Below are 1526 nucleotides of genomic sequence, written 5' to 3' on the forward strand. Positions count from 1 at the left end.
GCGCTAGCATGAATAAATTCTAAAAACCCCTTCCCCCGCCAAATCACCGCCTATAGGTGGGATGCCGGCCCACGTAAGCAAGCACAAGCGGAGGAAAACCGCAAAAATGTGACAGCTGCCGTTGTACAAACGGAAGTGAAGTCGACACAATCTACGCACTTCATAGCAGATACGGACGGGCAGCGTTAAAATTTCATGAAACGCCGGCCCGCATCGCGCAGGCGCTTTGACGCAACCCCACCAGGAAACGGTGGCGGGGCGCCGATGCTTGCTTTAAAAACATCTCTTCCCACCGACCGAGAGGCTGACCATGGCAATGAGAGCCGACGACCTGATCGACCGCCGCCGCTTGCGCCGCAAATTGACGTTCTGGCGTGTTGCTGCGCTCGCAGTCGCGGCCGTCGCGTTGATCGCCCTGTCGAGCTGGGTCTATCGCGACGACTTCACCGGCCAGGCTGTCGACCACATTGCCAAGGTCAGGATCGAAGGCACCATCACCGAAGACGAGGAGTTGATCAAGCGGCTGGAAACCATCCGTGAGTCCTCGAAGGTGAAGGGCGTCATCCTGTCGATCGATTCGCCCGGCGGCACGACGGTCGGCGGTGAATCGATCTTCGAGGAGGTGCGCAAGCTCGCCGCCGATAAGCCGGTCGTGGCGGAAGTCGGCACGCTAGCCGCGTCCGCCGGCTATATGATCGCCAGCGCCGCCGATCATATCGTCGCGCGCAAATCCTCGATCGTCGGCTCGATCGGCGTGCTGATCCAGTATCCGGACGTCAGCGGGCTGATGGACAAGCTCGGCATCAAGCTCGAGGAGGTGAAATCCTCGCCGCTGAAGGCCTCGCCCTCGCCCTTCAAGCCGACCAATGAGGACGAGCGCGCCATGGTCCGCAAGCTCATCCTCGACAGCTATGACTGGTTCGTCGGCATCGTCGCCGACCGCCGCAAGATGACCCGCGAGCAAGCGCTGGCGCTTGCCGACGGCTCGATTTTCACCGGCCGCCAGGCCCTCGCCAACCATCTGATCGACGCCGTCGGCGGCGAGACCGAGGCGATCGACTGGCTGTCGACAAAGGGCGTCGACGCCAAGCTCAAGGTGGTGGAATGGAAGGACACCGAGAGGCGCGGCGGCTTCCTGTTCTCCAAGACGATGGCGAAAACCGTCGCCAGCGCGCTCGGCCTGCCCGACGCCGGCGGCGACGTCATTCACGAAATTGGAGCCGACCGCTTGTTTCTTGACGGTCTCGTTTCGGTCTGGCACCCTTGACGCGCCGCTCGAGGCGAGCGAAAAAGCAAATAAAATCATCTGCATAATTTGACCGAAGTGCTTTCCGGGGAGCCGTTCTCATGATCAAATCCGAGCTTGTGCAAATCATTGCCACGCGCAATCCGCATCTTTTCCTGCGCGACGTCGAAAACATCGTCGGCGCGATCTTCGACGAGATCACCGACGCGCTTGCCGAGGGTAACCGGGTCGAACTGCGCGGTTTCGGCGCCTTCTCGGTGAAAAACCGTCCCGCCCGCAC

2 protein-coding genes are annotated in these 1526 nt (G+C 61.0%); both read left to right on the forward strand.

The annotated features are described in order from the left end of the window. Nucleotides 1-310 precede the first annotated feature (310 nt). On the forward strand, nucleotides 311-1267 hold the full coding sequence (gene sppA, locus EN742_RS34660) for a signal peptide peptidase SppA (RefSeq protein ID WP_127406419.1): 957 nt from the start codon (nucleotides 311-313) through the stop codon (nucleotides 1265-1267). A gap of 80 nt (nucleotides 1268-1347) precedes the next feature. After that, nucleotides 1348-1526: HU family DNA-binding protein (locus EN742_RS34665; RefSeq protein ID WP_189375728.1), on the forward strand; the 179-nt coding region annotated here is incomplete at its 3' end.

Source organism: Mesorhizobium sp. M4A.F.Ca.ET.020.02.1.1, from assembly GCF_004022645.1.
Taxonomy (GTDB): domain Bacteria; phylum Pseudomonadota; class Alphaproteobacteria; order Rhizobiales; family Rhizobiaceae; genus Mesorhizobium.